This window comes from Lysinibacillus sp. 10T31 (assembly GCF_056394365.1).
This window is the reverse complement of the sequence record NZ_JBFTHS010000055.1, coordinates 16174-27567: the sequence shown is the minus strand read 5'-3', so window position 1 is coordinate 27567 and position 11394 is coordinate 16174. Positions and strand designations below refer to the sequence as shown.

Below are 11394 nucleotides of genomic sequence, written 5' to 3'. Positions count from 1 at the left end.
TTAACAAGTAGAGGGCGAACAGTTTAGTTGTCGGGATATAATCCCACGGGTGCTTCCGTTCGACCCCGGCTACTATCAATCTATAAATTGAATAAAAAATAGTCAACCAGATTACTCCGGTTGACCTTATAATACGAACGGGTGCTTTAGTGGAATAAGGAGAATTAGAATAATCAATCTTTAAAAATTCTAAGCCAACATTAGGTACTGAAATCGGAGCATAATTTGAAAAAGAAAAAAACTAATTTCTTAATACAAAACGTAAATATTAATTTGCCTTTAGTGACCATTTACACAGAGCTATTTAAACTTTATGTCTTTTCTTCTGTTCATAATAAAATGTCTAAAAGTTCTTGTTCAAAGAATCAAAATGCTTTAAAATCCTCATGTTAAGAAGGCGGGTTTGTGGCAGTGTCTAAAAGTTCTTGTCCATATACATCGATTAAGGAAAAATGTGGGGAAACAGTCGTGAATTGAATTTATGTATTAACAGATGTTCGCAAAATACAATCTAACTATACTAAGTCCTTGTTTATGAAACGTCTAAAACCCTTGGTATTAAAGGGGTTGGCGTTTTCTTTATTTTAATGTATAGGAATGGAAACTGCAACTAACCTTAAACAAGTAGTAGTAGAATTTGACGGTAAAGTTGATCCTGCTACAGCTGGTGAAAAAGGTAACTATACTCTTACAGGTACTAACTCTCCTGCAGTTGATTCAGTAATCGTTGCAGAAGATGGTCGCTCTGTAACTTTAAATGTTGTTACAAATCTTGAAAACCAAGCTGAATATAAATTAGCTGTAAACAACATTAAAGCTGGCGATAAAGTTATCAATGCTAAAGATTTAAAATTCAAGCCTCTTGACAACACAGTGCCAACTGTTGCTAAAGTTGAAGCTTTAGGTAACAAAACTATTCGCGTACACTTCAGCGAACCAGTAAAATCAGCTACAACTTCACAATTCAAAATTGATGGTAAAGTAGTTGTAGGTAATATCTCAACGAACTTAAACACTGTAATCATTAAATTATCTTCTGCTTTAACAGATGGAGAACACACTCTAACTGCTGAAGGTACTCAAGATTACAACAACTTCAAAACAGTTCAAGCTGATACTAAATTCAACGTTGTTGAAGATAAAACTGCTCCAACTGTAACTTCAGTTGTAAGTGCTTCATTTGAGAAAGTAGTTCTTAAATTCTCTGAGCCTGTAGAGCAAGTATTTGCTTCTAACATCTACTGGATGCAAGGTGGAGCTAAAAAACAAGCTGCATCTGTAAAACAACTTACTGATGATACTTATGAATTCACATTTAATGGTGACAATAAACTTGTTTACACAACAGATTTATATGTTACTAATGTAAAAGACTACTCTGGTAACGTTATTGATAAAGATACAAAAGTTCAAGTAACTCCTGTAGTCGATCTAACTCGTCCAGAAGTAATTAGTGCAGGTATTAATAAAGATAATAACAAGCAAGTTGTTATTAAATTTACTAAATCACTAGATACAGAGACTACAGCTAAGAAAGCTGCTAACTATGTGATTAAAGATAAAGATGGTAAAGTACAACCAATTTCAACAACTGTTGATGTATCAAAAGATAAAGAAGTAACACTTACTTTATTAGGTAATATCAAAGATAACGCTGATTATACATTAACTATAACTGGTGTAGCTGATAACACTACAATGAAAAATGTAATGCTTCCATACACTACAACTTTATCAGTTAAAGATGTAACGCCTCCGAAATTTGAAAGTGCTAATCTTTTAAATAAAAACCAAATTTTTGTTTCATTTAATGAAGTAATGGCTACAAGTGGAGACGGTTCAATCGTTGAGGCTGATAAATATGAGATAACTGATTCAAAAGGTAATAAATTAAAAATTACAGGATTCGATGTAACTCAAGATGCAAAAGGTGTTATTCTTACATTAAATGAATCTATTACAAACTATAAAGACGGTTATAAAGTAAAAGTATCTCTAGTTAAAGATTTAGCTGGAAATCACTTAGAAGGATACACTAAAACTCACGATTTAGGAGAACAAGGCGCTACTACGATCAATACTGTTAAAGCCACTGCTAAAGATAAAGTTGAAGTAGAATTCAATAACGCGATTCAAACATTAAATCAAGGTGATTTCAAAATTGAAGGTTATGATATTGCACATAATGAAATCTCTTCTGATGGTAAAACAGTAACTTTCACATTAAAAACTGATTTAAAAGAACATGTGAATGGTGAAACTCTTAAATTAGAAGTTAAAGATCCATCAACTGTTGATGTATTAGGTAAAAAAATCGCAACTGATTCAAAAGTAATCACTGACAAAATCAAAGCGACTGTTAAAGAAATTACAAAAGTTGAAGGTTCAGACACTCAAATTAAAATTACTTTCAACGAAGCAGTACAAGTTACAGATCCTGCTGCTGCAAAAAATGATTTCGTAGTACTTGATAATTTAGATGATGAAGCTACAGTTGCTGTAGAAGGCGTAAAATCTGATGATAAAGATAATACATCTATTATCTTAACTTTAGCAAAACCAGTAGTTTCTGCTACAGTTTCTTCTGCAAAAGAAGTTCGTTACGTTAAAGACATGGCAGCAAAGGCAAATGCGATTGCTGACATTGAAAAACGAACTGTAGAATTAGGTACAGTGGATAAAGCTCCAGTTGATGCTGTAGTTAAAAAAATTGCTGATCTTACTGATGCAAGTACAATTGCTGATGTTGATGCTGCTAGAACAGCTTATAACGCTTTAACAGCTGCTCAACAAAAATTAGTACCAGCTGCAAGCGTTACTACTTTAGATAAAAAAGAGCAAGGTTTTGTAGACGCTGAAGCAGCTAAAATTACTAAAGAACTTCTAAATCCAACTTTAGTAGATGGCGCAAAAGTACTTGATAAAGCTAAAGCTTTAGTTACTACAGGCTTTGATGTTACACTTGTAAGTTCATCAAATACTGCAATCGTTGATGGTATTGTTGCTCAACCAGCAAAACCTGCAGCAGATGTTACAGGTGATGTAGTATTTAAAGTTGCTAAAAATGGTAAAGAAAAAACTGTAACAATTAACCTTACAGTTGCTGCAAAATAATTAGGGAAGTGCTTGGCACCCCCTATGATATTGAAAAAGACTAAAAGTACTGTGGAGATGTAATCTCTGCAGTACTTTTCTTTTTTTATGATTCAATAATATTCGTTGGGTATCTACGGTTAGACAGACGAATCTAGCTTTAAACTTAATGGTAGTAACGTAGAATTAAATGAAACTAAAAATGCTAATGGCACATACACTTATGTAGCTACTCATTTAGTTGATGATGGAGATAAAGCAGGCAAAGTAACATTCCAAATCAATGTGAAATCAGCTACAGGTATCCTTTCTCAAACAGTTGAAGCAACAACTGACTCATCTTCTATCACTATTAAATAATAGTTAGAAGAGGCCCATACTTTCAACACTATTAATGTGATGTTGGAATGTATGAAAGAAAGTAGCCCCTCAATCGAGAAATCGTTTGAGGGGCTTTTTCTATTTGAACTTCTTTTTCACTTATATATTCGAATTCTATTCAATTTATAAAGCTTTTAGTTCCCATTGCGGAGTTAGGGCTTATTTGAAAATATATCATTGAGGAAGTTTTGTAGGAAATACATGTCTAATTTGTGGTTTTAATGAACTTTATGACCTACCTTATGATGGAAGGGGGATGACTTTAGACGAATCTGCCCTTGAAAGTTACTTCATCTGGAGCTCTATCACTTGATGCTACTACAGTTGGAGATATTTCAACTAGGTAAAACGGATAAAGGTACTATTACTGGTTATTCAGCTACTAATGGTGAAATAATCTGATAGCAGCATAAAAGGGGAAGGATCTCGAATTCTTTATTACATCAAAGACATTTTGTTCAATTATCCAACAAGGGTAAAGGAAGAAAAAACTTTAGCGTTTACTAAATCTCTTAGATTCTTATCGTATAATCGATAAATAACAGACGTAATCTCCTCATCTATTTCATCGACAAATTCAACTACTTGTTCGTCTTCAACGTTTTCCACATTTTTATCTTTTACTATCGTAGAGCACCTCACCTTATAAAGATTAGACCTATTTTTATATTATCACATGAGAATGCTTTAATAATTGTTCCATCAATAGCTCAGTTTTGTAATGTTATAAGTTGTCTTTTCTAAAAAGAAGCTTTTTAAACTTTGTTTTATATTTTTAAGCATAAATATAGATATCCCTATAGATTATATTTCGAGTGACATTTAAACTTTTCCTTTTATATAACAATTCCATTTTAATTTATAGGTTTAAAAAATATAAATTTGGTAAATAACTATACTAATTTATTAACCTGAAAGGAGTTAAAAGACTAAAAGTGATACAGAAATACTGGGAAAGCACTCGAAAAGATATCCCGATATTAACAAGAAAAGTTATAAATGAATATTTATTGAGTTTAAAGTTGACTAATAAAGCAGAAGCCACTATTACAAAATATCGATGGATACTAAAGAGATTCTTTTCGGAGTGTTTAGTTTCTTTGGACGAGTTAACATCAGAGGATGTACTTACATGGTTGAATAAGTTTTCAGCTGGCAAAAATACAAAAACATTAAATCTCTTTTTATCTACTCTTTCTTCTTTTTTTCAATTTTGTCTTGAGGAAGAGTATTTAGAAAACATGGTAATGAAAACAAGATGGAGACTTAAAATACCTCAAGATACCTAACTATTTAAATGAACAAGAATATGCTCAGGTGAAATTGGCCGCAGAAAAATTACCTCTTCGTGACCGAGCGATAGTTCTTTTTCTATTTTCTTCAGGGTGTAGGAGGGCAGAAGTCGCGAAACTATGTATTGAAAATGTTAATTTTGATCGCAGAACAGCTGAAATACTAGGAAAAGTGAATAAATATAGACAAATACATTTTTCAGTGGAATGTTCCAAGAGTATTTATATCTAGAACATATGAAAAAAAGATCCTTTATTTACGAATAAATTTGTAAGAATCCTAAAATTAATTATCTATCATTTTGAAAAGGATAGAATGGCCATAGAATAGAAAACCCAAAAAATAGCCCCTATCAGTCCGTGTAAGAACTAATAGAGGCACTAACTAAGAAGTAAAGTCGATACTACAATCTGAATACCGTTTGGGCTAAATAATCATCGGTTTCCTGAAAATCTTGAAGTTCAAAAATAATAAGAGCGTAAGGAACTACCTCACCTTCAACGAGGAACTAGGCAAAGATTAGTGACTTCAAGGATATCATTTCACATGATTTTTATTGATCATTTCCTGTACTGTAGTTTTAATATTGCGATCATATTTTATATCTTTAAAAGTACCAGTATATGTCTTTTTATATGATCCGGTACTTATATCGTATAGTGTAATAGTATATTCACCTGAAGCCTTACCATTAGCAATAGTTCCTTCTAAATCCATATAGGCATCATGCGCATTAGCAAGTCCTGTACCGCCATTTGATACTCGAACGGTATGCTGAGAAAAGAATTCTCGAGTATTATCTAGGTATGAAGTAAAGATAAAATCACTTACAATTTCACGGGAAGGATTAAATATATCGTCTTCCTGATAATAACGGTCTTCCGAAATAAGATCTAAATTTAGAGTTTGTAGATTCACAAAATAGTATCTATCAGCAACTTCAAATGTAGTAATATAAACTGTTTTTGTTTGACTATTCCAGTCAACCTTTGCACCAAGTGCTTCACTAATAAAACGAAGAGGTACGAGAGTTCTACCATTAATTATCTGTGGAGCAACGTCTAAAGTAATCTTTTGTCCATTAACAGTTGCAGTCTTGCTACCAACTACTAAAGTAATTTTTTTTGTACCTCGATTAGCTGTAATCGTCTTTGTTTTTGCAGTCCATTGAACTGTTGATTCTAATTCCTCGAAAATTGTTCGCATGGGTACTAAAGTTCGTCCATTAACAGATACCGCACCTTGGTCAAATTATATATCGTCACCATCAATTTCTACTTTAATAGCAGATGCAGCTTCTGTAGAAGGTGCAAATGCGAAACTAATAACTAATAAAATAAGAGCTAGAGTAAGTCTAGTTGTAAATTTTTTGATCACTTTAAATCTCCTTTAAACATAATTGAATTTGGCTACTAATATACATCGTGAATTACCTGGAAAGAATATTAGTAAATAATAGATTGATTGTCAGTTAATAACGCTGATTTAAACCGACCGACACTATCCCTTCAGTCTCTGTAGGGTGTGTACTTGTTTTTACTTTTGTTTGTTGTTTGTTCACATAAAGGGGTTGTTTAATTAAGGACCTTTGATAGTCGCTTTTGAGGAGGCTTGAAGCCTAATTCTCCTGTTGGTTGTTAATCACTCTTATTTGTCTTTGACATGTGAGAGGTGGTGAGTTCTTTTGCAGTTCCTTAAGCCTTGTAATTATTTCGTCTAATTCTTCAGTTATGTATCCAACCTTTCTCTAACGCTTATTGTATTTATTATATAAGTGTTCCTCAAGTATTATTATATTCCTGTGATGGTGCTATTTAGATGGTGCCATTTACCTATGTGATAATTTAAGAAGCATTACCAACCGTAATCGTTTTTTCTTGCTCATTATACTAGTATTAATATCGAAGAATGAAAGGGTTCGTATATAACTTCCCTTTAGCTTTCAAGCACTACAAACAATTAAGCTGGATTATAGGAATGATATTTATTAAAACGTCGATATATTAATAAGTTGATAGGATTGAAGACTGGACCACTCCTCGGGAATCAGCGTCACAGATAAGACCCTGCAACGAACCAAAACTGCTCATTGGACGCCCCCTGGGAAGCGCCCAGTCTCAACGGAAATCAACCACACGTTATGCTGATGAGCTAATGTTCTTAAAAGTAATTTTCAATGTTTCCCCTGAAGAATGAACACATTTAAGAGATGAATATACGAAGTTCATAGGGGCTTGAAAAACCCTTAAATCACTATGGAGCTTTTGCAGGAATGTGGTCTAGGATTACAGTACCTATTTCTACTTTTTTCGATAAGAATGCCACATTTTGGGCATTTTTCATGTTAAGATGGTAAATAGTGATTAGAAAATTTATGTAGAAAAAGGAGATAGGAATGTTAAACAAATTAAAAGCTTTATGCATTGTTGCAACTGTTGTTTTCGCTTTTATATTGTCTGGACAAACTTCTGCGTCAGCTGCTAGTGACAAAGGAATTCAGATACGAAATAATGTTACGATTAATATCGATGGAGAAACGATTCAAATCAATGATCCAATTTTAAATAAATCGGATTTTCTTCTTTTGCCAATGAGAGCTTTGTATGAGGCGATTGGTGCGAGTGTTGACTGGAACAATGAAACACAAACTGCCACAGCTAATCGCAATGGCAAGGTTATTAATTTAACAATTGATTCTATGACAGCCTTAGTAGATGGATATGAGGTTTCAGTGGATGTTGCACCATTCATGTATAAGGATAGAACATACATGCCATTGCGCTTTGTTACTGAAAACCTTGATGGAAACGTCAATTGGGACCCTAATACACAAACTGTTAATATTTTATTAGATGATCCTGCAGAGATCCCTCAAGAAGATCCATATATCTTACATGTAAATAATAAGCGTATTGTAATGTCAGAACCAATTATTACGAAACAATCTCGATCCTATATTCCTGCGGATTATTTATCTGATTATTTAGATGATTCTGCAGGTAATTGGCTGCCAGATAAATCATTTGAATTACAAATTGCTGGCATGAGCCTTGTCTTCAAGGATGGTAGTAATAACGTTTTGATCAACAATGAATCTGTAACAATAGAAGAACAGCCGTTTATTCAAAAAGGGAAAATGTACGTTCCTATTACTTTTGTTGTCAATACATTGGGAGGAAACCTACGTTATATTAGCGAAAAAAGAGAAATGTATATTTATATTTATCGCGCTATGTATACAAGTGATTTCCTAGAAAAATCTTTTGGTACTACATCATATCCTCAACCTGTTCCTTCTGCTCGTTTAGAAGGAGATCGTGATTTGATGGTCAGTGATAATCCTGAAAATTTAACGCACGACCTATTACCTAAAACAAATGCTACGCTTGCACAATATCAAGTTAAATCTACATCAGCTACAAATAAGCATCGAGTATTTGGCTGGCATTTAAATAAACTTGGAACAGAAGTAAAGATTGGTATTACGATCGAGAATACTTCAAGCTCTGAAAGTATTAAGGTTAGCAGTGCTAAAGGTATTACTCAAATGTCTGGAAATAACTGGGTAGGTCATGATATTGGGTTATCGATTGCAGATGCAACGTTAAATGGAAAACTAAAAAGATCTGATAGTACAGGTATTGTGATCGCACCAGGAGAAACAAAGGTGATTGAAACATTCGAGATGTTCCCTGATTATGTCATTGGATTTTTACATGATATAGATATCCAAGCTGTTAATGGTGGAAGTACAGATTATATGATTCGAACAGTATTAACGAAGAGTAATAGTGATTTAACAAAGATCAAAACGGACGCTGTGGCAATTGATGAATATGCGAAGCATCCACGAGGTGCTTGGCCAAGTGCTACTATTCTAGCAGATCTTCCGGAATATACAGTAGATACACCAGAGGTAGGTTACAACCTTTCAAATGGAAGAACAGATCACTTGCTAACGACAGAGAATTCTCTGTCACAAATCAATGGTGCATTGGGGAATCCTGGTCACTTCGGTATGAACTATAAGGTATCGATTCCACTTGTAAATGATTCAGGAAAGACAAAAACGATCAAGGTTAAGTTAACTGGTCGAGGTGGCTTATACAGTGGTGCAGTGAAGTTCAATGGCAAAGTGTACTTAGTGCCTTCGTTGCGATCAAGCTCAGAATATGTTGAATTTGAATACAAGATGAAAGGTTCATCAGAAAAGCTTGAGTTAGAATTAATGCATGCAGGTGGAGTAAATCTTCCAGTAGCTATTTATGTAGAAACAAAATAAAAGAAGTCCCTGGCACGAATCCTGTTCACAACATGTTTCGTGCCATACTTTTAACTTTTTTTAGTAAGTGTCTTCTGCTATAAGATTATTTTTTTCATACGTATAAGGCATTTTAAAGTAATAAGTGCTAGTTTCTATGATGAGCTTCGAGTTAGAATGATTATTAATTCTATGTTTCTTTCGGTGGAAACTATAAGAAATGCATTAATAGACATTCAAGAGTTTAAAGAAGAAGTTCATAGGGTCTTGGAAAATCCTAAGATTTCCGTGCATCTTTTGCAGGAATGGGGTTTAGGTGCCAGTACCTAATTCGGCTTTTTTCGATAATGATACCACGTCTTGGACTTTTTTCATGTTAAGATATCCTATAGATTAATAATGGAAAAAGGAGTTTGAGATGTTTAGTAAATTTAAGACCACATGTATGATTACCGCAGTTGCTTTGGCTTCGATATTGCCTGGGCAAACCTCTGCATCAGCTGCTAGTGACAATGGGATCCACATCAAAAATAGTGTTACTATTAATATCAACGGCGAGACTCTTAAAGTGTCTGATCCGATTTTAAATAAATCCGATTATCTTTTTTTACCTATGAGAGCTTTGTATGAAGCGGTTGGTGCCAGTGTGGATTGGAAGAAAGAAACACTTACTGCGTCAGCTATTCGAGATGGCAAGTTGGTTGATTTAACAATAGGTTCAAAGACAGCCTTAGTGGATGGACAAAAGGTGCCAATGGTTGTTGCACCATTTATGTATAAGGATCGTACTTATATGCCATTGCGTTTCGTCAGTGAGAATTTTGGTGGTAACGTGAACTGGAATCCTACTACACAAACTGTTGATATTTCCTTAACAGATGAGATACCAGGGAAACCTCAAGGGGACCCATACATTTTACATATTAATAATGACCGCATTGTGATGGAGGATCCAATTATCGTAAAGCAATCGAGATCCTATATTCCGGCTAATTATATATATGAAAACTTAGAGGATTCTTCTGGCACGTTGTTACCTGATAAATCGTTTGAATTGCAAATTGCGGGAATGAGTTTTGTTTTCAAGGAAAATAGTAACCAAGTTCTAGTAAACGATGAAGTTGTGACAATAGAAGAAAAACCATTTATGCAAAATGGGAAGATGTATATTCCTGTTAGTTTTGTTGTCAACGCATTAGGTGGGAATTTACGTTATATTGAAGATAAAAGAGAATTGTATCTTTATGTCTATCAATATATGTATACAAGCTCCTTCCTTGAAAAATCTTATGGTGCTACATCAAAGCCTGGGATTGTTCCTTCTGCTCGTTTAGAAGGAAATCGTGATTTGTTAATTAGTGATAATCCAGAAACGTTAACGAGCAAGCTGATTCCTAAATCTAACGCTACGCTTGCACAATATCAAGTGAAAGCAACATCAGCTACAAATAAACATCGAGTATTTGGCTGGCATTACAATACGTTAGGGACAGATGTACAAATCGGTATTACAGTTCAAAATACTTCTCGTACTGAAAGCATCGAAGTAATCGACTCCAAAGGGACTAGCCAACAAACAGGAAATAGCTGGGTTGGCCATGATATTGGTTTAACCATTGCTGATGCAACGTTAAATGATAAGCTTAAAAAATCTAGTAGTAAAGGGATTGTCATCGCACCAGGAGAAACAAAGGTGATCGAATCATATGATTTGCTCCGTGATTATATCATTGGTTTTTTACATGATCTAGATATTAAAGCTGTCAATGGTGGGACTCCAGAGTATACGATTCGCACAGTATTAACAAAGAATAATAGTAATTTAACAAGCATTTTATCAGATCCTGTTCCGATTGATGAATCTGCGAAGCATCCACGAGGTGCCTGGACGAGCTCTACTATTCTAGCAGATATTCCTGCTTATACAGTAGATTCACCAGAAGTAGGTTATAACATTTCAAATGGTAGTACAGACCATTTTTTAACAACAGAAAATTCACTTTCAAAAATCAATGGTGCAATAGGGAATCCTGGTCATTTCGGAATGAACTACAAGGTGTCGATTCCACTTGTTAATCAAACTGGAACAACCAAAACGATCAAGCTTAAATTAGCTGGTCGGGGCGGCATATACAGTGGTGCAGTAAAGGTCAATGGCAAAGTGTATCTAGTGCCTACATTGAGAGTAGGGACAGAGTATGTTGAATTACCGGATTACGTGATGCAGGGTTCATCAGAAAAGCTTGAGTTAGAATTCATGCATGCAGGCGGAGTAAATCTTCCAGTAGCTATTTATGTAGGAACAAAATAAATGAAGTCCCTGGCACGAATGTGTTTCACAACATGACTTCGTGCCATACTTTTTG

7 protein-coding genes and 1 pseudogene are annotated in these 11394 nt (G+C 34.3%); 5 read left to right on the top strand and 3 right to left on the bottom strand.

Annotation, left to right across the window (positions count from 1 at the left end):
- Positions 1–597 precede the first annotated feature (597 nt).
- The gene (locus tag AC1DCY_RS22980; RefSeq protein ID WP_477353814.1) at positions 598–3114 is read left to right on the top strand and encodes an Ig-like domain-containing domain; all 2517 of its coding nucleotides are present in this window, start codon (positions 598–600) and stop codon (positions 3112–3114) included.
- An 822-nt stretch (positions 3115–3936) separates the two neighbouring features.
- On the opposite strand, the gene AC1DCY_RS22975 is transcribed toward AC1DCY_RS22980, so the two are convergent.
- Entirely contained in the window at positions 3937–4083 is a 147-nt protein-coding gene (locus tag AC1DCY_RS22975; protein WP_477353812.1) for a hypothetical protein, read from the bottom strand.
- Between the two features lie 326 nt (positions 4084–4409).
- Here AC1DCY_RS22975 and AC1DCY_RS22970 point away from each other — a divergent pair, with 326 nt between their 5' ends.
- Both AC1DCY_RS22970 and AC1DCY_RS22965 read left to right on the top strand, forming a co-directional pair.
- Positions 4410–4763 carry a site-specific integrase gene (locus AC1DCY_RS22970; protein WP_477353810.1) on the top strand — a complete coding sequence of 118 codons (354 nt, stop codon included), beginning with the start codon at positions 4410–4412 and terminating at the stop codon, positions 4761–4763.
- Between the two features lie 28 nt (positions 4764–4791).
- Positions 4792–4998, top strand: coding sequence for a tyrosine-type recombinase/integrase (locus tag AC1DCY_RS22965; protein ID WP_477353808.1), 207 nt, complete (start codon positions 4792–4794; stop codon positions 4996–4998).
- Between the two features lie 306 nt (positions 4999–5304).
- Here the strand turns inward: AC1DCY_RS22965 and AC1DCY_RS22960 are convergent.
- A pseudogene (locus AC1DCY_RS22960) lies at positions 5305–6006 on the bottom strand (copper amine oxidase N-terminal domain-containing protein); the annotation flags it as partial.
- A gap of 12 nt (positions 6007–6018) precedes the next feature.
- Positions 6019–6144, bottom strand: a complete 126-nt coding sequence (locus AC1DCY_RS22955) for a hypothetical protein (RefSeq protein ID WP_477353806.1) — start codon at positions 6142–6144, stop codon at positions 6019–6021.
- A gap of 1018 nt (positions 6145–7162) precedes the next feature.
- Between AC1DCY_RS22955 and AC1DCY_RS22950 the strand changes: the two genes are divergently transcribed.
- Positions 7163–9049 carry a stalk domain-containing protein gene (locus AC1DCY_RS22950; protein ID WP_477353804.1) on the top strand — a complete coding sequence of 629 codons (1887 nt, stop codon included), beginning with the start codon at positions 7163–7165 and terminating at the stop codon, positions 9047–9049.
- 397 nt (positions 9050–9446) lie between these two features.
- Positions 9447–11339, top strand: coding sequence for a stalk domain-containing protein (locus tag AC1DCY_RS22945; RefSeq protein ID WP_477353802.1), 1893 nt, complete (start codon positions 9447–9449; stop codon positions 11337–11339).
- The last annotated feature ends 55 nt before the right edge of the window (positions 11340–11394 follow it).